General features: G+C 62.8%; 20 protein-coding genes. 11 read left to right on the top strand and 9 right to left on the bottom strand.

All coding sequences use genetic code 11. The features are described 5' to 3' along the window. Positions 1–81 precede the first annotated feature (81 nt). The 11 genes from DBO85_RS16750 to hemE all read left to right on the top strand — a co-directional run bounded on the left by DBO85_RS16750 (position 82) and on the right by hemE (position 15,743). Positions 82–1,146 carry a pilus assembly protein PilM gene (locus tag DBO85_RS16750; RefSeq protein ID WP_108108565.1) on the top strand — a complete coding sequence of 355 codons (1,065 nt, stop codon included), beginning with the start codon at positions 82–84 and terminating at the stop codon, positions 1,144–1,146. Beyond that, positions 1,146–1,721 (top strand): PilN domain-containing protein, encoded by a 576-nt coding sequence (locus DBO85_RS16745; protein ID WP_108108563.1) that lies wholly within the window; start codon positions 1,146–1,148, stop codon positions 1,719–1,721. The genes DBO85_RS16750 and DBO85_RS16745 overlap by 1 nt, the downstream gene beginning before the upstream one ends. Then, complete coding sequence (locus tag DBO85_RS16740) at positions 1,718–2,347, top strand: type IV pilus inner membrane component PilO (protein ID WP_108108560.1); 630 nt, start codon at positions 1,718–1,720, stop codon at positions 2,345–2,347. The genes DBO85_RS16745 and DBO85_RS16740 overlap by 4 nt, the downstream gene beginning before the upstream one ends. Before the next feature lie 20 nt (positions 2,348–2,367). After that, entirely contained in the window at positions 2,368–2,871 is a 504-nt protein-coding gene (locus DBO85_RS16735; protein WP_108108558.1) for a pilus assembly protein PilP, read from the top strand. A gap of 54 nt (positions 2,872–2,925) precedes the next feature. Next, positions 2,926–5,028: a type IV pilus secretin PilQ gene (gene pilQ / locus DBO85_RS16730; protein WP_108109075.1), complete on the top strand. Its 2,103-nt coding sequence runs from the start codon at positions 2,926–2,928 to the stop codon at positions 5,026–5,028. 4 nt (positions 5,029–5,032) lie between these two features. Then, entirely contained in the window at positions 5,033–5,551 is a 519-nt protein-coding gene (aroK, locus tag DBO85_RS16725; protein ID WP_108108556.1) for a shikimate kinase AroK, read from the top strand. Between the two features lie 57 nt (positions 5,552–5,608). After that, the gene (gene aroB, locus DBO85_RS16720; RefSeq protein ID WP_108108554.1) at positions 5,609–6,715 is read left to right on the top strand and encodes a 3-dehydroquinate synthase; all 1,107 of its coding nucleotides are present in this window, start codon (positions 5,609–5,611) and stop codon (positions 6,713–6,715) included. Between the two features lie 5 nt (positions 6,716–6,720). Further along, positions 6,721–8,244, top strand: coding sequence for an AAA family ATPase (locus tag DBO85_RS16715; protein WP_108109073.1), 1,524 nt, complete (start codon positions 6,721–6,723; stop codon positions 8,242–8,244). 213 nt (positions 8,245–8,457) lie between these two features. Beyond that, entirely contained in the window at positions 8,458–12,903 is a 4,446-nt protein-coding gene (gene gltB / locus DBO85_RS16710) for a glutamate synthase large subunit (RefSeq protein WP_108108552.1), read from the top strand. A 106-nt stretch (positions 12,904–13,009) separates the two neighbouring features. After that, on the top strand, positions 13,010–14,431 hold the full coding sequence (locus tag DBO85_RS16705) for an FAD-dependent oxidoreductase (protein WP_108108550.1): 1,422 nt from the start codon (positions 13,010–13,012) through the stop codon (positions 14,429–14,431). A 247-nt stretch (positions 14,432–14,678) separates the two neighbouring features. Continuing rightward, positions 14,679–15,743 (top strand): uroporphyrinogen decarboxylase, encoded by a 1,065-nt coding sequence (gene hemE / locus DBO85_RS16700; protein ID WP_108108548.1) that lies wholly within the window; start codon positions 14,679–14,681, stop codon positions 15,741–15,743. A gap of 58 nt (positions 15,744–15,801) precedes the next feature. On the opposite strand, the gene DBO85_RS16695 is transcribed toward hemE, so the two are convergent. From DBO85_RS16695 to DBO85_RS16655, 9 genes are read right to left on the bottom strand one after another with little or no spacing between them, the layout of a single operon-like run. After that, positions 15,802–16,206 (bottom strand): hypothetical protein, encoded by a 405-nt coding sequence (locus DBO85_RS16695; protein ID WP_108108546.1) that lies wholly within the window; start codon positions 16,204–16,206, stop codon positions 15,802–15,804. Between the two features lie 14 nt (positions 16,207–16,220). Then, entirely contained in the window at positions 16,221–17,453 is a 1,233-nt protein-coding gene (locus tag DBO85_RS16690; RefSeq protein ID WP_108109071.1) for a beta-ketoacyl-ACP synthase, read from the bottom strand. Continuing rightward, a complete protein-coding gene (fabG, locus tag DBO85_RS16685; protein WP_108108544.1) occupies positions 17,453–18,181 on the bottom strand; it encodes a 3-oxoacyl-ACP reductase FabG in 729 nt (242 codons plus the stop codon). The genes DBO85_RS16690 and fabG overlap by 1 nt, the downstream gene beginning before the upstream one ends. Next, positions 18,178–18,615 carry an ApeP family dehydratase gene (locus DBO85_RS16680; protein WP_407681489.1) on the bottom strand — a complete coding sequence of 146 codons (438 nt, stop codon included), beginning with the start codon at positions 18,613–18,615 and terminating at the stop codon, positions 18,178–18,180. The genes fabG and DBO85_RS16680 overlap by 4 nt, the downstream gene beginning before the upstream one ends. An 11-nt stretch (positions 18,616–18,626) precedes the next feature. Continuing rightward, positions 18,627–19,823 carry a beta-ketoacyl-[acyl-carrier-protein] synthase family protein gene (locus DBO85_RS16675; RefSeq protein ID WP_108108540.1) on the bottom strand — a complete coding sequence of 399 codons (1,197 nt, stop codon included), beginning with the start codon at positions 19,821–19,823 and terminating at the stop codon, positions 18,627–18,629. Next, on the bottom strand, positions 19,820–20,335 hold the full coding sequence (locus DBO85_RS16670; protein WP_158268904.1) for a DUF3261 domain-containing protein: 516 nt from the start codon (positions 20,333–20,335) through the stop codon (positions 19,820–19,822). Before DBO85_RS16670 ends, DBO85_RS16675 begins: the two co-directional genes overlap by 4 nt. Positions 20,336–20,343: 8 nt before the next feature. Continuing rightward, the gene (locus tag DBO85_RS16665) at positions 20,344–21,585 is read right to left on the bottom strand and encodes an NAD(P)/FAD-dependent oxidoreductase (RefSeq protein ID WP_108109069.1); all 1,242 of its coding nucleotides are present in this window, start codon (positions 21,583–21,585) and stop codon (positions 20,344–20,346) included. Beyond that, entirely contained in the window at positions 21,566–22,729 is a 1,164-nt protein-coding gene (locus DBO85_RS16660; RefSeq protein ID WP_233356629.1) for a cation:proton antiporter, read from the bottom strand. Before DBO85_RS16660 ends, DBO85_RS16665 begins: the two co-directional genes overlap by 20 nt. Beyond that, positions 22,723–25,053 (bottom strand): MMPL family transporter, encoded by a 2,331-nt coding sequence (locus DBO85_RS16655; RefSeq protein WP_108108538.1) that lies wholly within the window; start codon positions 25,051–25,053, stop codon positions 22,723–22,725. The genes DBO85_RS16660 and DBO85_RS16655 overlap by 7 nt, the downstream gene beginning before the upstream one ends. Between the last annotated feature and the right edge of the window lie 5 nt (positions 25,054–25,058).

Below are 25,058 nucleotides of genomic sequence, written 5' to 3'. Positions count from 1 at the left end.
TTGCGCTTCTGTCAAGACTGTTATTTAATGTGGAAAAACATAAATAGTCCGTAAGTCTCGGATGTCAATAGGAAAACGGTCGTGCTAGGGCTCTTCAACAAGAAAGCGAATACGCTGCTGGGGATCGACATCAGTTCGACCTCGGTCAAGCTCCTTGAATTGAGTCGCTCGGGAAGCCGCTACAAGGTAGAGGCCTACGCTGTCGAGCCGCTCCCCGCTAACGCTGTGGTCGAGAAGAACATTGCCGAGCTTGAGGGTGTCGGCCAGGTTCTTGCGCGGGTGCTCTCCAAGGCACGCACCGGCGTGAAGACCGCCGCTGTTGCGGTGGCTGGCTCCGCGGTGATCACCAAGACCATCGAGATGGAAGCCGGTCTTTCCGAAGACGAGCTCGAGAATCAGCTGAAGATCGAGGCGGATCAGTACATTCCGTACCCGCTTGAGGAGGTAGCCATCGACTTCGAAGTGCAGGGCGCCTCCGCTCGTAATTCGGAGCGCGTCGAGGTTCTGGTTGCGGCATGCCGCAAGGAGAACGTCGAGGTTCGCGAGGCGGCTCTCGGTCTTGCAGGTCTCTCCGCTAAGGTGGTGGATGTCGAGGCTTACGCATTGGAGCGCGCCTACTCGTTGCTTGCTCCTCAGCTTGCCAAGGGGGCGGGAGATCTAACCGTCGCGATCGTTGATATCGGCGCGACCATGACCACGCTCAGTGTGCTGCATAACGGTCGTACCATTTATACCCGGGAGCAGCTTTTTGGCGGGCGTCAGCTGACTGAAGAGATTCAGCGTCGCTACGGGCTATCTCTTGAGGAGGCGGGGCTGGCCAAGAAGCAGGGCGGGTTGCCTGACGATTACGACGCGGAGGTGCTGCAGCCGTTCAAGGAGGCAGTGGTCCAGCAGGTTTCTCGTTCTCTGCAGTTCTTCTTTGCTGCGGGCCAATACAGCGATGTGGACTACATCCTGCTGGCTGGTGGTACTGCTTCCATTCCCGATCTTGATCGACTTATCCAGCAAAAAATAGGTACTCCGACTTTGGTGGCGAACCCCTTTGCCGACATGGCTCTTAGCGGCAAGGTCAATGCGGCGGCGCTGGCTGGTGATGCCCCTGCCTTGATGATCGCCTGCGGTCTGGCAATGAGGAGTTTCGACTGATGGCACGGATCAACCTACTTCCCTGGCGTGAGCAGCTTCGCGAGGAGCGCAAGCAGCGTTTCCTCGTTGCGCTCGCGGGTTCACTTATTGTAGCTGGCGGTTTGGTCTTTCTCGGCGACATGCTCCTTAACGGCGCCATCGATAATCAGAATGCGAGAAATCAGTTCATCCGTAACGAGATCACTGTGCTTGAGTCGCGGATCAAGGAAATCAATGAACTGCAGGCTCAGCGTCAGCAACTGATTGAGCGGATGAAGATCATCCAGGATCTGCAGCTCAATCGCCCGGTTATTGCTCGGTTGTTTGATCAGATGACGCGCACTTTGCCCGACGGGCTCTATTATGAGTCGGTAAAGATGCAGGGTAAAACGATAACTATTGCTGGTGCTGCGGAGTCGAATAACCGTGTTTCTGAGTTGATGCGTAGCATGGATGCATCTGAATGGTTAAGTAAGGCGACGCTGACCCAGGTCAAGCTGAAGACTGCTGGGGAGCTAGAGCAGGCGAACAATTTCCTTTTGACCGTGCAGCAGGCTCGCCCGGGTGACGCCGCAGAAAAAGGAGTAGGTAAATGAGCCTTTCTGACGATCTCCGTGGAATCAATGACCTTGACTTCAATAATCTCGGGTCCTGGCCTGCGGCAGTGCGTGCTATCGCCTGTGGGTTCGTGGTCTTAGCTGTTTTGGTTGCGGGGTACTTTCTGCACTTACAAGAGCTGCAAGAGCGACTTGAGCGAGTTGCGGCAGAAGAGGAGCAGCTTAAAATAGACTTTGCCAGCAAGGCGGAGAAGGCTGCAAATCTTGAGGCGTACAAAGAGCAGATGGAGCGGTTAAATATAAAGTTTGGCGCTTTGCTGCAGCAACTGCCTAGTGATACCGAGGTGCCTGGTCTGCTGGAAGATATCACTCGTACGGGACTCGCCAGCGGTCTTGAGTTTGACGAAATCAAGCTTATGCCCGAGGTGGCCCAGCAGTTTTATATCGAGCTACCTATTCAGATTACAGTTGCTGGTACTTACCATGACTTTGCAACTTTCGTAAGTAGTGTTGCGAGTCAGGATCGCATCGTTACGATGCATGATTTCGAAATCCGTCATCCAGATGACACTGAGTTGAAAAGTCCGATCTATTCGGCAGGAAAAATGAAGATGTCCATCCTGGCCAAGACATATCGCTACAACGACCAGGGGGTGCAGAAGTGAAGCACATTCGTTTGGTCATCATGCTGGCGCCTCTTTTTCTGGCTTCTGGATGCAATTTTGGTGGTGGATTTGCAGATTTGCAGGCCTATATGGATGAGGTTCGTGCGCGGCCTCCGAAGGCGATAGAGCCTGATCCGGAGGTTCCGGAGTATGAGCCTTTTACTTACACGGCTGCATCTAAGCGAAGCCCTTTCCAGGTCCCAGTAAGGCTTGCTGAAGCCGGAAGACAGGCCGGCTCAAGAGATGTTAGGCCGGATGAGACGCGGGTTAAGCAGTTTCTAGAAGGCTTCAATATCGAAATGTTCAATATGGTGGGCACTCTGTCGAATGAAGAGGGCCTATACGCTCTGGTTTCTGGGGCGGGTGGTGTTCATCGCGTTAGGGTTGGCGACTACCTGGGCCGTAATCATGGCCGAATTCAGTCCATCGGCGATGCGCAGGTGGATGTGGTGGAAATAGTCCCGGATGGCGAAGGCGGATGGATTGAGCGCCCGCGAAGCATCTCTCTCAAGGAGCGCTCGTAAGAGCGAATATAGAATATGAAGAATAACTACTGCTCTGCACAGCAAGGTCTGAGAATGAATACTCTGATTTCGCGCCTCGGCTTCTCCTTGATCGCCTCGCTGGCTTCTACTTCCCTGTTCGCTGCTTCCCTGCAGTCGCTTGATGTTGCCGCGTTGCCTGGCGACAAAGTTGAACTGAAGCTTACCTTTGACGAGCCTGTATCTGCGCCGCGTGGATATACGATTGAGCAGCCGGCACGCATTGCTCTAGATCTTCCGGGTGTAGAGAATAAGCTCGGCGTCAAGAATCGAGAGCTTGGCGTAGGTAATGCCAGAAGCGTTACTGTTGTAGAGGCGGGCGACCGCACTCGACTGATCATCAATCTCGCCACCTTGGCGCCTTACAATACGAGGGCAGATGGGAATCAGCTTTACGTAATCGTGGGAGAGGAGGCAAAGGCTGGCTTTACCTCTGCAGCTCCGCTAGCAACCACTGAGTCGCCGCGTTCTCAAGCTGCTATGCCAAAAGAGGTAAGGAATATTGATTTCCAGCGTGGCCCTCAAGGCGAGGGAAACGTTGTGATAGACCTATCGGACTCTACCGTAAATCCTGATATCCGCGAGCAAGGTGGGAAGATCCTAATCAGCTTTGCCAAGACGGCATTGCCGGAGCCCTTGCGTGTTCGTCTCGATGTAAAGGACTTCGCCACTCCGGTTCAGTTCGTGAGTGCCAGCTCTAATGCCAATTCCACTGACATCGTGGTCGAATCTACAGGCCACTTCGATCATATGGCATATCAGACCGGGAATCGACTGACCCTTAGCATCAAGCCTCTTAGCGAAGATGATCTTGAGAAGCGCAAGGCTGAGCGTTTTGCTTACAGTGGTGAAAAGCTATCGCTGAATTTCCAAGATATCGATGTGCGCTCGGTACTTCAGTTGATTGCTGATTTCACCAATCTGAATCTTGTTGCCAGCGACACTGTCGAGGGGAATATTACCCTTCGACTGCAGAATGTCCCTTGGGATCAAGCGCTTGATCTGGTTTTGAAAACCAAGGGTCTTGATAAGCGTAAAGTTGGTAACGTGCTGTTGGTTGCACCCGCGGATGAGATTGCTGCGCGTGAAAGGCAAGAGCTTGAGGCAATGAAGCAGGTTGCTGAATTAGCGCCGCTGCGTAAGGACATCATCCAGCTGAATTACGCCAAGGCGTCCGATATTGCTAAATTGTATGAAGACAATAGCAAGAAAGGGGCGCTCAAGGATGATATGCGCGGCTCGGTAATATATGACGACCGTACCAATAGCTTGATTGTCACGTTGACTCAGGAGCGTATTGATGAGCTGCGCCGTATTGTCACGCAATTGGATATTCCGGTGCGCCAGGTAATGATTGAGGCGCGTATCGTTGAAGCGAATGTGGATTATGACAAGGCGATTGGTGTTCGCTGGGGTGGCGACTCTCGCTCCAGTAACTGGAATGTATATGGTAAGGATGGGGCGACGATGGTCGGGGAAGACGGTCGTCTTTACCTGCCGGGAACGAAAACAGTTACAGGGAAGGATTTCGAAGAGACTGCTGCTCAGCCATTTGTGGATTTGGGGCTGATAAATAGTACTTCGGGTATCGGTATTGGATTCCTAAGCGACAATGTCATGCTTGACTTGCAATTGGCGGCTATGGAAAAAACGGGCAATGGTGAGATCGTGTCCCAGCCCAAAGTCGTTACTTCAGATAAGGAAACTGCGAAAATCCTCAAGGGTGCAGAGATTCCTTATCAGGAAGCCAGTTCCAGCGGTGCGTCGACTACTTCGTTCAAGGAGGCAGCGCTGTCTCTCGAGGTGACGCCGCAGATTACCCCGGATAATCGCATCGTGATGGAGGTCAAGGTCACCAAGGATGCTCCTGACTTTGCCAATGCGCTTAATGGTGTTCCGCCAATCAACAAGAATGAAGTTAACGCCAAGGTTCTGGTTGCAGATGGGGAAACCATCGTCATCGGTGGGGTTTTCTCGAATACTCAGACCAGCGCAGTCGAAAAGGTCCCGTTCCTGGGTGACCTTCCGTTCTTGGGTCGGATGTTCAAGCGCAACATCGTGCAGGACAAGAAGTCCGAGCTGCTGGTCTTCCTTACTCCGCGCATCATGAACAACCAGGCGATTGCGGTGAGTCGCTGATTCAGTGCAGAACCTGATTCTGGTTGGCCCGATGGGTGCTGGAAAGAGCACCATCGGGCGTTTGCTTGCCAAAGAGCTGCGTATTCCCTTCCGTGATTCGGACAAGGAAATCGAAGTGCGCACCGGTGCGGATATTCCCTGGATATTCGACGTGGAGGGCGAACAGGGTTTTCGGGATCGTGAGCAGGCGGTCATCGCTGATCTGTCGCAGGATGAGGGTGTGGTTCTGGCGACTGGTGGCGGTGCCGTGATGCGTCCGGAGAATCGAGCCGCCTTGCGTGCTGGCGGTCGCGTGGTGTACCTGCATGCCTCTATCGAGCAGCAGATCGGGCGCACTGCCAAGGATCGCAACCGTCCGCTATTGCGCGGGCCGGATCCTCGGAAGGTACTCACCGATCTGATGGCGATTCGTGATCCGCTGTATCGGGAAATTGCCGACCTGGTCATCGAGACCGATGAGCGGCCGCCGCGAATCGTCGTACACGAGATCATGGAGCGTTTGGATTCTCTACCTCCGCGTTAATAGCGTTAAAGCGTCCGTCGATCTGCGATATTCTTTGCGCTTTCCAGTGGGGGGCATATGCAAAGTCTTCAGGTTGATCTCGGCGAGCGTTCCTATCCCATCTATATCGGTCGTGGACTGCTTGGACAGGCCCAGTTGTTCGAGCGGCATATCGCCGGCCGCCAGATCGCGATAGTTACCAATGACACCGTGGCGCCTCTTTATCTCGAGGCGCTGTGTCACACCCTTGCAAAATACTCGATTACGCCGATCATCCTGCCCGATGGCGAAGCGTTCAAGAACTGGGAGACGCTGCAGCTGATCTTTGACGCGCTGCTGGCTGCCAGGCATGACCGCCGCACGACCGTAATCGCGCTCGGTGGAGGGGTGATCGGAGATATGGCGGGTTTTGCATCTGCCTGTTATCAACGGGGGGTCGATTTCATTCAGGTGCCGACTACTCTGCTTTCTCAGGTCGATTCGTCGGTGGGTGGCAAGACCGGGATCAATCATCCGCTCGGCAAAAACATGGTTGGGGCCTTCTATCAGCCAAAAGCTGTTGTCATCGATACCGACAGCTTGCGGACGTTGCCTTCGCGCGAGTTGTCCGCGGGGCTAGCCGAGGTCATCAAGTACGGTCTGATATGTGACGCGCCTTTTCTGGGCTGGCTCGAGTCCAATGTCGATGCCCTGCGTGCCCTTGACGATGCAGCATTGCGACACGCTATCGAGCGCTCCTGTGCAGCTAAGGCTCGGGTGGTCGGCAGCGATGAGCGCGAGTCCGGGCTGCGGGCGATCCTGAACCTTGGACACACCTTCGGGCATGCCATAGAGACCCACATGGGTTACGGCGTATGGCTGCACGGCGAGGCTGTCGCCGCAGGAACGGCGATGGCACTGGAGATGTCTCGTAGACTGGGCTGGATCGCCGAAGCGGAGCGGAATCGCGCCCTGCGCCTGTTCATTCGGGCTGGGCTGCCAATTGTTCCGCCAGTGGAGATGACGCCCGAGCATTTTCTAGGGCATATGGCAGTCGACAAAAAAGTGCTGGATGGCCAGTTGCGTCTGGTGTTGTTGCGTTCGGTTGGTGATGCGGTGGTCACGGCCGATTATCCCGCAGCAGTTCTGCAGGAGACGCTCGTCGCAAATTATCAGGCGCTGTTCGAACAGCTGCGGAGTCAATGAAGTTCATGTCCAGTCTGCATGTCGAAGAGGTTTTCCTGGGGCACTACCAGTTCAGCCACGATCCGTTCGCGGCCCGAACGCCAGGGTTCAAGTTTTTCCCGGCTCGGCGCAAACCGGTACTTGGGCAGTTGCACCATCTGGCGCGCTACAGTCAGCTGGTTCTGGTGGTTACCGGTCCCGAGGGCAGTGGCAAGACCCTGTTGCGCCAGGCGCTGGTGGCCAGCGCCAACAAGCAGACCGTCAGCGCGGTCGTGTTTTCTGCGCGCTCGGCTGGCGAGCCGCCGAAGGTGCTGGCGCAGATCGCCCAGGGGCTGGGTGTGCAGTCTGCCGATCTTGCGGCACTGAAAGCGAAAATGATGCAGCTCGCGATTACCGGGCAGGAAATCTATCTGCTGGTCGATGATGCCGATCAGCTCTCCGATGCCGCAATCGAGCTACTCATGGCACTTGCTGCGGCTGAGGGAGATGGACGGCCGCATATTTTCCTGTTTGCTCAGCAGGAGTTGCTGCCGCGTCTTCAATTGCTGGCGGGAGGAGAGGAGCGCTTTCATGCAATCGAGCTCGAGCCATATGGCGAGCAGGAAATCCGTGATTATGTGGCGCAGCGCCTGGAGGCGGCCGGCCAGGGAATAGAGCTCTTCAGTGAGGACCAGCTGGAGGAGATCCAGGAGCGATCGCTCGGCTGGCCGGGGCAGATCAATCGCGTCGCCCGAGAGTTGCTGATCGATAACATGCTCGCTGAGCGCAGTGCGCAGAAGGGGGCGGGGTTCGGTATGCCGCGTCGCCATCTGCTGGCGGTGGGGGTGGTTTTTCTCGGTGTGCTGCTGGCCTGGTTCGCTCAGGGGCTGTTCCAGGGCGAGCAGGAGCCTGGCTCGGTGGTGCTGGCGCCCGATTCTCAGCTGGCGGCGCCCGTCGCGAGCACGCCGCCGATTGCCTTCGATGGCGCCGGTGCGCCGCAGCCGTTGCCGCCGGTTGAGGATCCTCAGCCGGTCATGCGTCAGCCGCTTGCCGAAGCCGCAGGCCTATCCGAGGAGGATGCCGAGCAGCTGGAAGTTCCGGCGTCGCCAGTTGTAGTGGAGACAGCTCCCTCCGTCGCACAGTCGCCCCTTGCGTCCGCAGGAGAGGGCATCACACTTCCGACTCCGACTCCGACTCCGACTCCGACTCCGACTCCGACTCCGACTCCGACTCCGACTCCAGCTCCGCCTGCCCAGCAGAAGCCAGTCGCGGCGACGCCTTCTGCGGCGGCGGATTGGTATCGCGCGCAGCCGGTGGGCAACTATCTGCTGCAGATCCTCGGCACCCGTTCCGAAAAGAGTGCGCAAGCCTTTGTGCGTGAGCGCGGCGAGGGCTATCGCTACTACGTCAAGCAGCATCAGGGTGCGCCCCTGTACGTGGTGACCTACGGCAACTTTGCCAGCCGCCAGGCAGCTCAGGCAGCCATCGCCGGCTTGCCGGAGAAGGTGCGGGCGGGCAAGCCCTGGCCGAAGAGCTTCGCTGCAGTGCGGCAGGAGCTGGGCGCGCGCTGATCCGGCGCTGATGGCCGTGGTGGGTAGACGTTCCCTGCCATGGCTTTTCAGTCGTCCACTCGGGGCCTCGGGTTTGTGAGGGCCCTGTCGTGTGTGTACAATGTGCGCCCTTTGACCGGGCAGAAACCGGGGTTTTCGCGTGCGCGATCACTGCGTTTCTGAATTCAAAAGAAATCAGTTCTCGAAAGAGAACGCGTTCTGGTGAGAGTCCCTATGACAGCAGGTTTGTACCGTCCTGACGAATTCAAGGATAACTGTGGCTTCGGCCTGATTGCCCATATGCAGGGCGAGGCCAGCCATCACCTGCTGCAGACCGCCATCGAGGCGCTGACCTGCATGACCCACAGGGGTGGGATCAACGCCGACGGCAAGACTGGCGATGGCTGCGGCCTGCTGATCCAGAAGCCGGACCTGTTCCTGCGAGCCGTGGCGAAAGAAACCTTCGCCGTAGAGCTGCCGGCGCAGTACGCGGTGGGCATGGTGTTCTTCAACCAGGATCCGGCGCGCGCCGAAGCGGCCCGCGAGAACATGAACCGCGAAATCCTCGCCGCCGGCCTGCAGCTGATCGGCTGGCGCAAGGTGCCGATCGACACCAGCGTGCTCGGCCGCCTGGCGCTCGAGCGTCTGCCGCAGATCGAGCAGGTCTTCGTCGGTGGCGCGGGTCTGTCGGATCAGGAGTTCGGCATCAAGCTGTTCAGTGCCCGGCGTCGCTCCTCGGTGGCCAACGCTGGCGACAGCGAACACTACATCTGCAGCTTTTCGCACAAGACCATCATCTACAAAGGTCTGATGATGCCGGCGGACCTGCAGCAGTTCTATCCCGATCTGGGTGACGAGCGCCTGCAGACCGCCATTTGCGTGTTCCACCAGCGCTTCTCCACCAACACCCTGCCAAAGTGGCCGTTGGCCCAGCCGTTCCGCTTCCTTGCGCACAACGGCGAGATCAACACCATCACCGGTAACCGCAACTGGGCGCAGGCGCGTCGGCTGAAGTTCGACAACCAACTGATCCCCGATCTGCAAGAGCTCGGTCCGCTGGTGAACAGCGTGGGTTCGGACTCCTCGAGCATGGACAACATGCTCGAGCTGCTGGTTACCGGCGGCATGGATCTGTTCCGCGGCGTGCGCATGATCATTCCGCCGGCCTGGCAGAACGTCGAGTCGATGGACGCGGATCTGCGCGCCTTCTACGAGTTCAACTCCATGCACATGGAGCCCTGGGACGGTCCCGCCGGTGTGGTACTGACCGACGGGCGCCATGCCGTATGTCTGCTGGACCGCAACGGTCTGCGTCCGGCGCGCTGGGTCACTACCACCAACGGCTACATCACCCTGGCCTCCGAGGTCGGTGTATGGAACTACGCGCCCGAAGACGTCATCGCCAAGGGCCGTGTCGGCCCAGGCCAGATACTTGCCGTTGATACCGAAAGTGGCCAGGTGCTGACCACCCAGGACATCGATAATCGCCTCAAGACCCAGCAGCCCTACAAGCAGTGGCTGCGGCAGAATGCCGTGCGCATCCAGGCGACCATGGATGACGATCAGGGCGTTGCCAGCTACGACGCCGACCAGCTGCGTCAGTACATGAAGATGTTCCAGGTCACCTTCGAGGAGCGTGACCAGGTGCTGCGCCCGCTGGCCGAACAGGGTCAGGAAGCCGTGGGCTCGATGGGCGACGACACGCCCATGGCGGTGCTGTCGCGTCGCGTGCGCTCGCCCTTCGACTACTTCCGCCAGCAGTTCGCGCAGGTCACCAACCCGCCGATCGATCCGCTGCGCGAAGCCATCGTGATGTCGCTGGAAACCTGCCTGGGTGCCGAGCGTAATGTCTTCGAAGAGGGCGCCGACCATGCGAATCGCGCCATCCTGAGTACGCCGATCATCTCTCCGGCGAAGTGGAACACCATCCTCAACCTGCCGCAGCAGGGCTTTACCCATCAGTTGATCGAGCTCAACTACGATGAGGCTCTCGGGCTTGAGGCAGCGGTGCGCAGCATTGCTGACCAGGCCGAAGAAGCCGTCCGTGCCGGCAAGGTGCTGTTGGTGCTCAGCGACCGCGCCATCGCCCCGGGTCGCCTCCCGGTGCATGCCTCGCTGGCGGTTGGCGCCGTACACCATCGCCTGGTGGCGAAGGGTCTGCGTTGCGACTGCAATATCCTGGTCGAGACTGCCACTGCCCGAGACCCGCACCACTTCGCGGTGCTGATCGGCTTCGGCGCCACAGCGGTCTATCCGTACCTCGCGTACGAAGTGCTGGCGGACCTGATTCGTACCGGCGAAGTGCTCGGTGACCTGGGCGAGGTGTTCAAGCATTACCGCAAGGGCATCTCCAAGGGCCTGCTGAAGATCCTGTCGAAGATGGGCATCTCCACCGTTGCGTCCTATCGCGGCGCCCAGCTGTTCGAAGCGGTCGGCCTGGCCGATGACGTCGTCGAGCTGAGCTTCCGTGGCGTCGCCAGCCGGATCAAGGGTGCGCGTTTCGTCGATCTGGAAGCCGAGCAGAAGTTGCTCGCCGCCGAAGCCTGGACCAGCCGCAAGCCGATCCAGCCGGGCGGCCTGCTCAAGTTCGTCTACGGCGGTGAATACCACGCCTACAACCCGGATGTGGTCAGCACGCTGCAGGCTGCTGTGCAGCAGGGCAGCTACGCGACCTACAAGGAATACAGCGCGCTGGTCGACAACCGTCCGGTATCGATGATCCGCGACCTGCTCAAGGTCAAGCTGGCCGACAAGCCACTGGCGCTGGACGAGGTCGAGCCTTTCGCCGAGATCCTCAAGCGCTTCGACTCCGCCGGGATTTCCCTCGGCGCACTGTCGCCGGAGGCCCACGAGGCGATCGCCGAAGCCATGAACCGGCTCGGCGCGCGCTCCAACTCCGGTGAGGGCGGCGAAGATCCGGCGCGCTACGGCACCGTGAAGAGCTCGAAGATCAAGCAGGTAGCCACCGGCCGCTTCGGCGTCACCCCGGAATACCTGGTCAATGCCGAAGTGCTGCAGATCAAGGTTGCCCAGGGTGCCAAGCCCGGCGAGGGTGGTCAGTTGCCCGGCGGCAAGGTCAACGGTCTGATCGCGCGCCTGCGCTACGCGGTGCCCGGTGTGACCCTGATTTCGCCGCCGCCGCACCACGACATCTATTCGATCGAAGACCTGGCGCAGCTGATCTATGACCTCAAGCAGGTCAACCCGGCCGCGCTGGTCTCGGTGAAGCTGGTCGCCGAGCCGGGCGTGGGCACCATCGCCGCTGGCGTGGCCAAGGCCTATGCCGATCTGATCACCATCTCCGGCTACGACGGTGGCACCGGCGCGTCGCCGCTGTCGTCGATTCGCTATGCCGGCAGCCCCTGGGAACTCGGTCTCGCCGAGGCACACCAGACCCTGCGCGGCAACGACCTGCGTGGCAAGGTTCGGGTGCAGACCGATGGCGGTCTGAAGACTGGTCTGGATGTGGTCAAGGCGGCGATTCTCGGTGCCGAGAGCTTCGGCTTCGGTACCGCGCCGATGATCGCCCTGGGTTGCAAGTACCTGCGCATCTGTCACCTGAACAACTGCGCCACCGGCGTGGCGACCCAGAACGACAAGCTGCGCAAGGATCACTTCATCGGCACTGTCGAGATGGTGATGAACTTCTTCACCTACGTCGCCGAGGAAACCCGCGAGTGGCTGGCCAAGCTGGGCGTGCGCAGCCTGGGCGAGCTGATCGGGCGTACCGATCTGCTGGAAATCCTGCCGGGCGAGACCGACAAGCAGCGCCATCTGGATCTCACCCCGCTGCTCGGCAGCGACCTGATTCCGGCGGACAAGCCGCAGTTCTGTCAGGTAGAGAAGAATCCGCCGTTCGATCAGGGTCTGCTGGCCGAGAAGATGGTCGAGCTGGCTGCCTCCGCCATTGCCGGGAAGACCGGTGCTGAGTTCGAGCTGGATATCTGCAACTGCGACCGCTCGATCGGCGCGCGGATCTCGGGCGAGATCGCCAAGGTCCACGGCAACCAGGGCATGAAGGATGCGCCGGTCAGCTTCCGCTTCAAAGGCACTGCGGGTCAGAGCTTCGGGGTGTGGAACGCCGGCGGCCTGCACATGTACCTGCAAGGCGACGCCAACGATTACGTCGGCAAGGGCATGACCGGTGGCAAGCTGGTGGTCACCCCGCCGGCCGGCAGCCCGTTCAAGACCCAGGATTCGGCGATCATCGGCAACACCTGCCTGTATGGTGCTACCGGCGGCAAGCTGTTCGCCGCCGGCACTGCGGGCGAACGCTTCGGCGTGCGTAACTCCGGCGCCCATGCGGTGGTCGAAGGTACCGGTGACCATTGCTGCGAGTACATGACCGGCGGTTTCGTTTGCGTTCTCGGTCGTACCGGGCACAACTTCGGTTCGGGTATGACCGGTGGTTTCGCCTACGTGCTGGACATGGAGAACAGCTTCGTCGACCGCGTCAACCACGAGCTGGTGGAGATCCAGCGCATCAGTGGCGAGCCGATGGAGGCCTATCGCAGCCACCTGCGCAGCGTGCTGCTCGAGTATGTCAACGAGACCGGCAGCGCCTGGGGCCGCGAGCTGCTGGAGAACCTGGACGACTATCTGCGCAAGTTCTGGCTGGTCAAGCCCAAGGCCGCCAGCCTGGGGTCGCTGCTGTCCAGTACGCGGGCCAACCCGCAGTAAGAAGAGCGCAAGCGGTGGGTCCGGGCCAAGTACCCGGAGTCGCCGCTACCGTGTTGAGTCTTGCAGTGCCGGCCGTGGCTTGCAGCTGCTGTAAAGAGGTTTTGAAATGACCGAACGTCTGAACAACGACTTCCAGTTCATCGAAGTCGGCCGCAGCGATCCGAAGAAGAAGCTGCTGCGTCAGCGCAAGAAGGAATTCGTCGAGATCTACGAGCCGTTCAAGCCGGCCGAGGCCGCCGAACAGTCACATCGATGCCTGGGCTGCGGCAACCCCTATTGCGAATGGAAGTGCCCGGTGCACAACTACATTCCCAACTGGCTGAAGCTGGTCTCCGAGGGCAACATCCTGGCGGCCGCCGAGCTCTCGCATCAGACCAACACGCTGCCGGAAGTCTGTGGCCGTGTATGCCCGCAGGATCGTCTCTGCGAGGGTGCCTGCACCCTCAACGATGGCTTCGGCGCGGTGACCATCGGTTCTGTAGAGAAGTACATCACCGACACCGCGTTCGCCATGGGCTGGCGCCCGGACATGTCCAAGGTGGTGCCGACCGGCAAGCGCGTCGCCATCATCGGTGCCGGTCCGGCCGGCCTGGGCTGCGCCGACGTGCTGGTGCGCAACGGCGTGACCCCGGTGGTGTTCGACAAGAACCCGGAAATCGGCGGTCTGCTGACCTTCGGCATCCCCGAGTTCAAGCTGGAGAAGAACGTGATGAGCAATCGTCGCGAAGTCTTCACCGGCATGGGCATCGAGTTCCGCCTCAACACCGAGGTCGGCAAGGACATCAGCATGCAGCAGCTGATCGACGAGTACGACGCGGTGTTCATGGGCATGGGCACCTACACCTACATGAAGGGCGGCTTTCCCGGCGAGGACCTGCCGGGCGTCTACGACGCGCTGGATTTCCTGATCGCCAACGTCAACCGCAACCTCGGCTTCGAGAAGTCGGCCGAGGACTTCATCGACATGAAGGGCAAGAAGGTCGTGGTGCTCGGTGGTGGTGACACTGCGATGGACTGCAACCGCACCTCGATCCGCCAGGGTGCCAAGAGCGTGACCTGCGCCTACCGTCGCGATGCGGAAAACATGCCCGGCTCGCGCCGTGAAGTGAAGAACGCCAAGGACGAGGGCGTGAAGTTCCTCTTCAACCGCCAGCCGATCGGCATCGTCGAGTTCGACGGCAAGGTCGCCGGGGTCAAGGTGGTCGAGACCCAGCTCGGCGAGCCGGACGCCCGTGGTCGTCGCAGCCCCGAGCCGATCCCCGGTTCGGAAGAGATCCTGGCCGCCGACGCGGTGATCATCGCCTTCGGTTTCCGTCCCAGCCCTGCGCCCTGGTTCCAGGAGTTCAGCATCGAGATGGACAGCCAGGGGCGCGTGGTAGCTCCCGAGCAGGGGCGCTACAAGCACCAGACCAGCAATCCGAAGATCTTCGCCGGTGGCGATATGGTCCGTGGCTCCGATCTGGTGGTAACCGCGATCTTCGAAGGCCGTAACGCCGCCGAAGGCATCCTCGACTACCTGCAGCTCTAGGCTGAGCGGCAGTGAAAGGGCCCGGAGTTGTTCCGGGCTTTTTCATTGCGTCAGTCGAGCGCGTGTCGACAGGGACCACCCTGCCAGGTCCGGAATACGCGTGCGCCATCCTGCGGTTACTGAGCGGGCGTCTGGCGGCCGAGGATTGTTGCGCTGAATCAAGCCGATGGATAAAAGGCGCGGCCCTCGCCGTGCCTTTTGCCTGGTGCTTTGCGACAATGCCGGCAGTTTTTTTCCGGATACCGCCATGACTGCCCTGAAGAACGACCGCTTCCTGCGTGCCCTGCTCAAGCAACCCGTTGATGTGACTCCGGTCTGGATGATGCGCCAGGCCGGCCGTTACCTGCCGGAGTACCGTGCCAGTCGCGGCAAGGCGGGTGACTTCATGAGCCTGTGCATGAATCCGGAACTGGCCTGCGAGGTCACCCTGCAGCCGCTGGAGCGTTATCCGCTGGATGCCGCCATCCTGTTCTCCGACATCCTCACCGTGCCCGACGCCATGGGGCTGGGGCTGTATTTCGAGACAGGCGAGGGCCCGCGCTTTCGCAAGGTCGTCAGCAATGCGGCGGACATAGACGCGCTGCCGATACCCGATCCGGAACAGGACCTGGGCTACGTCATGGACGCGGTGCGCACCATTCGCCGCGAGCTGGGTGGCCGCGTGCCGCTGATCGGCTTCTCCGGCAGTCCCTGGACCCTGGCCACCTACATGGTCGAGGGCGGCTCGTCGAAGGATTTCCGCAAGTCCAAGGCGCTGCTCTACACCGACCCTGCGGCCATGCATGCGCTGCTCGACAAGCTGGCACTGTCGGTCACCAGCTATCTCAACGGGCAGATCCGTGCGGGCGCCCAGGCGGTGCAGATCTTCGATTCCTGGGGTGGCAGCCTGTCGGCGGCGGCTTATCAGGAGTTCTCGCTGGCCTACATGCAGAAGATCGTCGACGGGCTGATCCGCGAGCACGACGGTCGCCGCGTACCGGTGATCCTGTTCACCAAGGGTGGTGGTCTCTGGCTCGAGTCGATGGCTGACAGCGGCGCCGAAGCCCTCGGGCTGGACTGGACCTGTGATATCGGCAGCGCCCGCGCGCGGGTCGGGGACAAGGTGGCACTGCAGGGCAACATGGACCCCAGCGTGCTCTACGCCAGCCCCGAGGCCATTCGTACCGAGGTCGGGCGGATCCTCGCCAGCTACGGTTCCGGCACCGGCCACGTGTTCAACCTCGGCCATGGCATCACCCCCGAGGTCGATCCCGCACATGCTGGAGCCTTCATCGAGGCGGTACACGAGCTGTCGGCGCGCTATCACGGCTGAGTTGCCAGACAGAAAAAAGCCCAGGCAGATGCCTGGGCTTTTTTCATTCCGCTACGGCTTAGGGTAGCGGCTCGTTCGGCGCGCGGCTGTGCAGAACCTGCTGGATGTTGCGATCCAGGTAGGTCACCCAGTTGTTGTAGGTGCGGTGAATCTTGCCGTCGCGGTATTCCAGCCCTTCGCTGCTGCGGTGGCTGATCGAATAGGAGCGCTCGTCGTAGCGGATGTCGATTACCGCGCGCAGGATCTGGCGCTGCACGATGCTGGCGGTGATGTGGCCGGGCCGGCGCTCCACCACGCTCCAGCGGCGCTGCTGCAGGGCGGTGAGGATGGCCTGCTCGACCTGCTGCTGGCTGAGCGACTGGGGCACGTCGGTCTGGCGTATCTCCAGTACCGGTTTCGAGCTGCAGGCACCGAGCAGCAGGGCGGCGGCGAGCAGCAGAACGCTGCCAAGACGACTGGGCATGAGGACTCTCCAGGTCAGCGCCAGCGACGGAAGATCAGCGAGGTGTTGACTCCACCAAAGGCGAAATTGTTGTTCATCACGTGCTCGTGACTCATCTGCCTTGGTTCCTCCTGCAGGTAGTCGAGTTCCCCACAGCGTGGATCGACGTCGCGCAGGTGCAGAGTCGGCACGTAGAGGTCGCGGTTCATCATTTCGATGCTGAACCAGGACTCCAGCGCGCCGCAGGCACCGAGCGTATGGCCCAGATAACTCTTCTGCGAGCTGATCGGCATGCGCGCGCCGAACAGGCTGCTGGTCGCCTGGGTCTCGGCGATGTCGCCCTGCTCGGTGGCGGTGCCATGACCGTTGACGTAGCCGATCGCCGCAGGCGGCAGGCCGGCATCCTCCAGCGCCAGCTCCATGGCTCTGCGCATGGTCGCCTGCTCCGGCTTGGTGATGTGCGCGCCGTCGGTGTTGCTGCCGAAGCCGACGATTTCGGCATGGATCCGCGCGCCGCGTGCCAGCGCGTGTTCGAGCTCCTCCAGTACCAGCATGCCGGCGCCTTCGCCGATCACCAGGCCATCGCGGCTGATGTCATAGGGGCGCGGTGAGCTCTGCGGATCATCGTTGCGCAGGCTGGTGGCGTAGAGCGCGTCGAAGACCATGGCCTCGGTCGGGCAGAGCTCTTCGGCACCGCCGGCGAGCATCATCGCCAGGCGTCCATACTTGATCGCCTCGTAGGCGTAGCCGATGCCCTGGCTGCCGCTGGTACAGGCGCTGGAAGTGGGAATCAGACGCCCCTGCAGGCCGAAGAAGATGCCGACGTTGGCTGCCGTGGTGTGCGGCATCATGCGCACGTACGAATTGGCATTGAGACTGCCGGCATCGCCATTGAGCAGCATGTTGCCGAAGGCCTTGACCTCGTCGGTGCTGCCGGTGGACGAGCCGCTGGCCACGCCCATGCGGCCGTCGCGGATGATCGGGTCGTCGAGCAGCCCGGCGTCGGCCAGCGCACGCTCGGCAGCATGCACCACCATGCGCGAGGCGCGACCCATGCTGCGGGTCTGCTTGCGAGTCCAGTGCGGCGGGGTGACGAAGTCGTCGACCGGCCCGCCCAGACGGGTGTTCATGTCGGCGAACCGGTCCCACTCGGGCATCTGGCGGATGCCGCTGCGCCCTGCCAGGAACGCCGCCTCGATACTGTTCCAGTCGTTGCCCAGGGCGGTCACCCCGGCCATGCCGGTCACTACGACGCGACGCGCAGCCATCAGCACAACCCCCCGTTCACCGCCAGCACCTGGCGAGTGATGTAGGAGGCCTCCTCGGACATCAGGAAGTTCACCGCGCCGGCAACCTCCTCGGGCGTGCCCATGCGCTGTGCCGGGATCATCTGCAGCATCTGCTCCAGCGGCAGGTTTTCGTCGAGCATGTCGGTGTCGATCAGGCCGGGGGCGACGCAGTTGACGGTGATGCGACGCTTGGCCAGCTCGATCGCCAGGGCCTTGGCGGCACCGATCACGCCGGCCTTGGAGGCGCTGTAGTTGACCTGGCCACGGTTGCCGATCAGTCCTGACACGGAGGTGATGCAGACGATCCGGCCGGGCTTGCGGCGGCGGATCATCGGCATGCTGATCGGGTGCAGGACGTTGTAGAAACCGTCGAGGTTGGTACGCAGAACCTGGTCCCAGTCATCCTCGGTGAGCGCTGGGAAGGCACCGTCACGAGTCAGGCCGGCATTGCAGACCACGCCGTAGTAGGCGCCGTTGGCCTCCATGTCGGCCTCCAGATGCTCGCGGCAGGCGGCACGGTCGGAAACGTCGAACTGCAGGATCTGCACCTGGCGACCAAGGGCGAGAATCTCTTCGCGAACGGCTTCGGCTTCGGCGCGGCCGCTGCGGCAGTGCAGGCAGATGTCGAAGCCTGCGCGGGCCAGGCGCAGGGCGATGGCGCGGCCGATACCGCGGCTGGAGCCGGTGACCAGGATGCGCTCGGTCATGCTTGGGGTTCCTGTAGATAGCGGGCCACCTCAGGCGGCCGGAATACATTGAGCCGCGCTTCGAGCTTGATGCCCGGCCCGTCGATATGGCATTCGAACACGCCCATGCCGTTGTCGTCCTCCAGTGAGCGGATGGCGCGCACGTCGAGGCAGACGCCGGCGGGAAAGTGCTCGACGTTGCATTGATAGCTGCGCGTACCGAGCAGAAAACCCAGCTCGATGGGCAGTCCGGCCAGTTTGGCGCGGCAGCCGCCGTAGGCTGCGACGGCCTGAGCCATCAGCTCGATACCGACCCAGGCCGGCAGGCTGCCATCGGGCCGGTTGAACGGGCCACCGGGACGCACGGTGAGACGTGCGTGAGCATGCTCCTCATCGAAGCTGACCAGCTCGTCGAGCAGGATCATGTCGCCGGCATGCGGCAGCAGCTCGGCCATGCTCCAGCGGCTCACGGCAGATCCCCCAGGATCAGGCTGACGTTGCTGCCGCCGAAGGCGAAGGAGTTGCTCATCATCCGGCGTGGCCCGGCGCCGCCCAGTCGCTGACCCGGTCCGGTCAGCCGCAGCGGCGGCAGCGCCGGATCGGCCTGGCCATCCCACAGGTGCGGGGGCAGCCGGCCGCTGTCCGAGGCCAGGCTCAGCCAGCAGAAGGCTGCCTCCAGTGCGCCGGCGGCGCCCAGGGTGTGTCCGGTGAGCGGCTTGGTCGAAGAGCAGGGCACGCCCGCGGGGAACACCGCGGCGACCGCCAGGCTTTCCATCGCATCGTTGTGCAGGGTCGCGGTGCCGTGCAGGTTGAGGTAGTCGATCTGCGTGGCGGCAAGGTTGGCGTCGTCCAGGGCCTTGAGCATCGCTTCGCGGGCACCGCGACCGCTGGGTTCGGGCGCGGAAATATGGTGCGCATCGGAGGTCGAGCCGGCGCCGAGCAGCGTAATCGGCGCCTGCAGCCGGTCGATGGGTTCGCGGGTCATCAGGAACAGTGCCGCAGCCTCGCCGATGTTGATCCCCTGGCGGTTCACCGAGAACGGATTGCAGGGCCCGTCGCTGACCGCCTCCAGCGCGGCGAAGCCGTTCAGGGTCAGCCGCGCCAGGCTGTCCACGCCACCGCAGACCACGGCATCGCAGACGCCCTGGCGCAACAGCCGGCGGGCATTCTGCAGCGCCTTGGCGCTGGAAGTGCAGGCGGTGGAAATGCTGTAGCAGGGCCCGTCGATGCCGAGCCAGCGGCCGAGCAGACTGGCCGGGGCGACCAGCTCCTGATGCAGATAGCTGTAGTGCGACGGCAGCTGGCCCTGCTGGACCAGGCTGGCGATGCCCTGACTGGACTCCTCGATGCCCGAGGTGCTGGTGCCGAGAACCACGCCGATGCGCCCGCGGCCGTAACGCTGCACGGCGGCCTGCAGCGCGGGTTCGATCTGCCGCGCAGCGGCCAGCAGCAGGCGGTTGTTGCGCGTGTCCTGGTCTGCCAGCTGCGGCGGTAGTGGCGGCAGCTCACCGGGCACCGCGCCGACGGTCATCTGCCGGCCGCTCACCCAGCGGTCGTCGCCACGCATGCCGCTGCGATCGCCAGCGGCCAGTGCCGCGGCGACTGCTTCACGACCCTGGCCGAGCGCGCAGACCAGGCCGAGGGCATCGAGTATCGCGCTCATTGGCGCTGCTCCAGAAGCCGAGCCCGATAACGTTCGTCACCGATCCTCAGGGTGAAGGTGTTCGTGTCGAGCTGCTCGACCTGCCAGCGGACCGCTCCGCCCTGCTGCAGGCGGCGCTGGTTGCCGCTGACCTGCAACCGGTCGGGATAGGCCTGGGTCAGCTGCGCCGAAGGGGTCAGGGCGAACAGCAGTGCGGCGAACAGTTCGCGGGCGCGCGGATTGGGCGGCAGCAGGCCGTCGGCATGCCAGCTGCCGTCACGCAGCGACTGGCGCGCCAGCGGTACGCCGAGGGGATCGAACAATAGCCAGCGCAGCGACTGCCCTTCGCGCTGGATCACCAGCAGCCAGTCCTGCGCCTGGCCGTCGATGTCGACCTGCAGGTGCAACTGCAATGGCTGCGGCAAGGTCGGCTCGATCTGCGGCAGCGGCGCACGCGCAGCGCAGGCAGTCAGCAGACCGAGCAGTGCCAGAAGTAGCCAGCGCGGGTGGCGCAGATGGGGTACAGCGCTCATCGGTGTCCTTATGCAGTCTGGGCGCACAGCTCGGCCAGTACGCGCAGCCGGCGCTTGGGCTCGGCGACGTAGGGATTGTTCAGGTCCCAGGCGTAGCCGGCAAGGATCGAGCAGATCATGCGGCGAATCTCCGGCTGTGCCTTGGGGTAGTAGATGACGTCCTGGAAGCTGCCGTCGTACCAGCCCTCGACGTAGGCACGGAAGGTATCCACGCCGCGCTTGAGGGGGATGGCGAAGTCCTGTTCCCAGTCGCAGGTTTCGCCGCGCAGCTGCCGATCGAGCAGGCCTGCGGCCATGCTTGCCGAGCGCATGGCGATGGTCACGCCGGAGCTGAACACCGGATCGAGGAATTCGGCGGCATTGCCGAGCAGAGCGAAACCGGGACCATGCAGGCTCTTGACGTTGGCCGAGTAGCCGCCGATCAGCCGGGCAGGGGTATCCCAGACGGCATTGCCGAGGATCCGCCGCAGGTTCGGCGCCTCGGCGACGAACTGCTTGAGGCAGGCGTCGAGATCCTCGCCCCGGCCGTCGAAGCGCTCCCTGGCCGCGACCACGCCGAGAGAGCAGCGGCCGTTGCTGAACGGGATGGTCCAGTACCAGACGTCGCGATGTTCGGGGTGGGTGGTGATGAGGATCTTCTCGCGGTCGAAGCGCGGATCCTCGATGCGGTCCTCGATATGGGTGAACACTGCGTGACGCACCGGGAAACTGGATGGTGCTTCCAGGTCGAGCAGGCGCGGCAGGACGCGGCCATAGCCACTGGCGTCGAGAACGAAGTCGGCCTCCAGGCTGTATTCACTGCCGTCGGCACGACGTGCTTGGACGCGCGGACGGGCGCTGAAATCGACGGCGACTATCTCTTCCTCGTAGCGGATCTCCACGCCCTGCAGTTCGGCCTGGTCGGCCAGCAACTTGTCGAAGTCGGCGCGCTGGACCTGGTAGGTGCTGCCGTGGCCGGGGGTGAACTTGTCGCGAAAGTCGAACTCGGTGTACTGCTCGTCGCAGCCGAAGGCGGCGCCGTGCTTGGTCTGGAAGCCGGCCGCCTGCAGCGCCTCGAGCATGCCGGCCTCCTCGACGAAGTCCAGGCAGTGCGATAGCAGGCTCTCGCCGATAGAGAAGCGCGGAAAGCGCTGACGTTCGAGGATCAGCACATCATGGCCCTTGCGCTTGAGCAGGGCCGCGGCGATGGCTCCGGAGGGGCCTGCGCCTATCACTATCACGCTGCGTTGTTCAGGGTTCACGGACGCCATGGCCAGCATTCGCCTCGACAGAGTGGGCGCCACCGGTGGGGCGCGAGCGCAGCACCACCGGCAGCAGGGTTGAGAAAAGACTCATCAGCAGCAGACTGAAATACACCGCCGAATCGATCAGATCCTGCTGCAACAGCAGGTTGAGAAACATGATTTCGGTCAGTCCACGAATGTTCAGCAACAGACTCTCGCGCCATTTTACGCCGGCTGCGGCCTCGCGGTCTGCCCAGTGCAGGCCGAGCCAGCTACCGCCGATCTTGCTCGCCACCGGCAGCGCCAGCAGCACCAGCAGATGCAGCCAGGAGTAGTCCTGCAGCACGCTGCGAAACTGCACCTCGAGCACCCCGCAGGTGAGGATCAGGGGAATCGCCAGATGATTCTGCAGCCGCTGCCAGAGCGGGCCGGGCAGTGGCAGGCGGAACGGCTGACGCAACAGTGCCAGGCAAAGCATGTAGAGGATGCCGAACACCAGCGCATTGAGCTCGAGCAGGTGCAGGGCGGCCATCAGCACGAAGAACGGCAGGCTGTAGCACAGCGGCTGACGCAGCCCGAGCAGACGCAGCGCCAGCGGCAGGGCGGCAGCCAGCAGCGGCCAGAGCAGGTTCTGCGGCTGGCTGCTGCTCTGCGCCAGGGCAAACAGGCTCCAGCAGGCCACGTCCATCAGGATCGCCGCGTGCAGCAGGGTGCGTATCCGTGCCGCGGGATAGCCGATGCTCTGTAGATAGAGGTAGAGCACCGGGATCGCGGTGATCGAGAACAGCAGGCCGATCGCCACGGCGCTCAGCCAGGCCTGATCCAGCAGCCACCAGGCGCAGGCCAGGCCGCAGAAAAACGGCATGGCGAAGCTGGGCAGGGCGATCTTCAGGCTCTGCGCGCTGATCTGCAGATCGACCACGTCGCTGAGGATGTAGCCCAGCAGCAGGGCGAAACTCAGGCCGTAGGCCAGCTCCAGCGCCCGTGGCGCGAGTAGCTGGCTGGCGCTCAAGTGCCAGTTCGGCTCGACCCAGAGCAACAGCAACGGCGGCAGGATGAAGGCCGCCAGCAGCAACTGGCTGATGATCCCGGCGAGACCAAAGCATCGCCCCAGCGCAGTGGCGCCGAGAAACAGCAGCAGGACCAGCAGCCAGAACGCGGCGATCAGCACGACGGCGCTTCCTGCCGGCTCGCCGCCCAGGGCGCGAGCAGGAAGCTGAACAGCAGGCCGAGGCTGACCGCCAGGCCGAAGCTGCTCACCGCCGGGGTCTGCGACAGCGCCAGCAGGCCGAACGACAGCCAGGTCGTGATGGCCGCCAGCAGCGTACCGAGCAGGCTGACCGCGCGACCGGCGATGCTTTCGCGCATCAGGATCGCGTAGTCCACTCCTATCGCGGTCACCAGCAGCAGGCCGAACAGGGCGAACAGGGTCAGTGGCTGCCCCAGCCAGCCGAGGCTGGCCAGTGCCGCCAGCGCCGCCAGCAGTGGAATCGACAGGCAGCGCAGCGCGCCACGCAGGCCGAAGGGCAGCCAGAGCAGCGCGAGGATCAGTACGCAGGCGATCAGTTTGAGCTCGGCGGCTTCGATCTGGGTCTGGGCGAACAGCCGATTCAGCTGTGCTGGCCGGTCGACCAGTTGCACACCCTCGTGGCCTGCAGCGAGCTGCTCCAGGGCCGGACTGTCGATGCGGCCCTGCAGGCTGACGATGCTGGCGACGCCCCGCTGTGCATCGCTGCCGAGCCACAGCGGTCGCCAGGCCTCGCCGAGCGGACCCGCCAGGGCCTGCTCGATATCGACGACGGGCAACGCCTGCAGCTGGGCGATTTCCGCCTCCAGGGCGTGCTGTTCGACGCCCAATGCCAGCAAGGCATCGGTGTGTTGCGCCAGGCGACTTAGCCCCGCGGCCAGTTCCTTCTGGCGTTCCGGGCTGGCCAGCAGCTGCGAAAGAGCCTGGTAGCCGCCGAGGCGCTGTTCCGCGACCAGTTGATCGAGCGTGTCACGCACCTGCCTCTCGAGGCCCAACAGTGCTTCTTCGTCGGCGGCGCGAACCAGCAGGAACTGGCTGGTCGGCTGATAGCCGACGATCTCGCCGATCTGCTCGGCCTGGTGCTGCAGGTCCGGCGCCGCGGCGATCCACTGGCGCAGATCGTCCTTGAAGTTCAGTTGCAAGACGCCGCCTGTGCAGAACAGCAGCAGCGCGCCGAGCAGCCAGGGTGTGCCGATGCGGCCGAGCAGACGCTCGCGTCCGGCCAGCCAGCGTTCGGCGAACCCTACCGCCGCCGGCCAGGGGCGCAACGGAGCGTTGAGCAGGCGCGGCACCAGGCACAGCGTGCAGAAAAAGGCGCCGAGCAGGCCGGCTGCAGAGAAGATGGCGACCTGGGTCAGCGCCGGGAAGGGCGTGAAGGCCAAGGCCAGGTAGCCGATCAGATTGGTCGCCAGCGCCAGGCTCAGCCCCGGCAGCACCCGTCGCAGGGCGCCGGTGGCGCGCCAGGGCTGCAGGCCCCAGCTCTTGGACAGATAGTGCAGCGGGAAGTCCAGGGTCACGCCGATCAGGCTGGCGCCGAGCACCAGCGTCAGCACATGGATCTGGCCGAACAGCACGACGCAGGCCGCAGCGCCGCTGAGCACGCCGACCAGTACCGGCAGCACCGCCGCCAGCACCCGCAGCGAGCGAAACAGTGCCAGCAGCAGGGCGATCCCGGCGAGCAGCGAGATACCGCCGATCAGGCTGCTTTCCTGACGCGCCTGTTGCTGGCCATGGGCTGCATACAGCAGGCCCCCGGTGGCCAGCAGCTCGCCGCCGGCGGCTTCGATCCGGCTGCGTGCGGCGGCGATCTGGGCTGCGACCAGCAAGGGCTGCTGCTGGTCGAAGGCGCTGGCGCTGCTGCGCGCACGCAGCAGCGTCCAGTCGCGCCCCTGGTGCTCGATGCGCAAGGCGCCGCTGTCGTCGATGCGGATGCGTGCGCGCTGCGGCGGATGGTTCTGGATCGCCTGGGCCAGGCCGAACCAGTCCTGCGCCAGTGGCACCAGGGGGCTGCCGCTGAAGGGGTCGAACAACGCCTGCACGCGTGCCTCGACGAAGACCTGTGGCTGCGCGAGCAGTTGCTCGCGCTCGGCATCGCCGAGCAGGGCAAGACGACCAGCGAGCAATTGTTCGCGTACCGCTGCGAGGTCGGGCTGCAACTGCCACTGCACGCGTTCGTAGAGGCCGCTGCCTTCCAGTTCGGCGGCCAGCGCGGCGGTCAACGCTAGGGTCTGCTGGTTCTGCGGGTGCCAGACCAGCAAGGCCAGGTCGCGATTGAGCGGCTCCTGCATGCGCTGCTCGGCCTGCTCCTGCAGCGCATCGCTGCTATGCCCCGGTAGCAGTTCGAGCAGGTTGGCGCTGATCGGCGCACCGTCGCGCCATTGCCACGCAGTCAGCAGCAGCAGGCCCAGCAGGGCGGCGAGGAAGCTCGCAGTCCACCAGGTCGGCAGGTGCTCAGTGCGGCTGGACATGGCGG

Source organism: Pseudomonas mangrovi (assembly GCF_003052585.1).
In the GTDB taxonomy this organism is placed as follows: domain Bacteria; phylum Pseudomonadota; class Gammaproteobacteria; order Pseudomonadales; family Pseudomonadaceae; genus Aquipseudomonas; species Aquipseudomonas mangrovi.
This window is presented reverse-complemented; position numbering and strand designations above follow the sequence as displayed.

Excerpts from the sequence above, each read along its gene's own strand:
- DBO85_RS16745 (WP_108108563.1), top strand. The coding sequence starts at position 1,146 with ATGGCACGGATCAACCTACTTCCCTGGCGTGAGCAGCTTCGCGAGGAG.
- DBO85_RS16740 (WP_108108560.1), top strand. The coding sequence starts at position 1,718 with ATGAGCCTTTCTGACGATCTCCGTGGAATCAATGACCTTGACTTCAAT.
- DBO85_RS16735 (WP_108108558.1), top strand. The coding sequence starts at position 2,368 with ATGCTGGCGCCTCTTTTTCTGGCTTCTGGATGCAATTTTGGTGGTGGA.
- pilQ (WP_108109075.1), top strand. The coding sequence starts at position 2,926 with ATGAATACTCTGATTTCGCGCCTCGGCTTCTCCTTGATCGCCTCGCTG.
- aroB (WP_108108554.1), top strand. The coding sequence starts at position 5,609 with ATGCAAAGTCTTCAGGTTGATCTCGGCGAGCGTTCCTATCCCATCTAT.
- DBO85_RS16715 (WP_108109073.1), top strand. The coding sequence starts at position 6,721 with ATGTCCAGTCTGCATGTCGAAGAGGTTTTCCTGGGGCACTACCAGTTC.
- gltB (WP_108108552.1), top strand. The coding sequence starts at position 8,458 with ATGACAGCAGGTTTGTACCGTCCTGACGAATTCAAGGATAACTGTGGC.
- DBO85_RS16705 (WP_108108550.1), top strand. The coding sequence starts at position 13,010 with ATGACCGAACGTCTGAACAACGACTTCCAGTTCATCGAAGTCGGCCGC.
- hemE (WP_108108548.1), top strand. The coding sequence starts at position 14,679 with ATGACTGCCCTGAAGAACGACCGCTTCCTGCGTGCCCTGCTCAAGCAA.
- DBO85_RS16695 (WP_108108546.1), bottom strand. The coding sequence starts at position 16,206 with ATGCCCAGTCGTCTTGGCAGCGTTCTGCTGCTCGCCGCCGCCCTGCTG.
- DBO85_RS16690 (WP_108109071.1), bottom strand. The coding sequence starts at position 17,453 with ATGGCTGCGCGTCGCGTCGTAGTGACCGGCATGGCCGGGGTGACCGCC.
- fabG (WP_108108544.1), bottom strand. The coding sequence starts at position 18,181 with ATGACCGAGCGCATCCTGGTCACCGGCTCCAGCCGCGGTATCGGCCGC.
- DBO85_RS16680 (WP_407681489.1), bottom strand. The coding sequence starts at position 18,615 with ATGGCCGAGCTGCTGCCGCATGCCGGCGACATGATCCTGCTCGACGAG.
- DBO85_RS16675 (WP_108108540.1), bottom strand. The coding sequence starts at position 19,823 with ATGAGCGCGATACTCGATGCCCTCGGCCTGGTCTGCGCGCTCGGCCAG.
- DBO85_RS16670 (WP_158268904.1), bottom strand. The coding sequence starts at position 20,335 with ATGAGCGCTGTACCCCATCTGCGCCACCCGCGCTGGCTACTTCTGGCA.
- DBO85_RS16665 (WP_108109069.1), bottom strand. The coding sequence starts at position 21,585 with ATGGCGTCCGTGAACCCTGAACAACGCAGCGTGATAGTGATAGGCGCA.
- DBO85_RS16655 (WP_108108538.1), bottom strand. The coding sequence starts at position 25,053 with ATGTCCAGCCGCACTGAGCACCTGCCGACCTGGTGGACTGCGAGCTTC.